At 47.1% G+C, this 208-nt stretch carries 1 protein-coding gene; it reads right to left on the bottom strand.

The window, feature by feature from the left end:
• Window positions 1-208, bottom strand: a 208-nt coding sequence (locus tag HJY11_RS14880; RefSeq protein ID WP_208076601.1) for a hypothetical protein, incomplete at both ends; no start/stop codon positions are given.

Raw genomic sequence — 208 nt, 5'->3', positions numbered from 1 at the left:
ACGCATTTTTCTTCCTGTAAAGATATCCGTCAAATTATAATGGGTACAGCCGTCTTTTCCATTTTCTTGGCTTTCCCATGGGTAAAAAGCACCTTCATACCCGTATTCTGCCGCCTTTTCCCTGGCTCCAGCCAGATTGCGGATCCGATACATCACCAGTTTCCGTGCGGCTGACGGTTCGCAGAAGGCAAACATCGGAAGCATATAA

This window comes from Bittarella massiliensis (ex Durand et al. 2017) (assembly GCF_017566145.1).
Lineage (GTDB): Bacteria > Bacillota > Clostridia > Oscillospirales > Ruminococcaceae > Bittarella > Bittarella massiliensis_A.
Note: the sequence above shows the minus strand (reverse complement) of the source record. Positions and strands in the feature narration are given on the sequence as shown.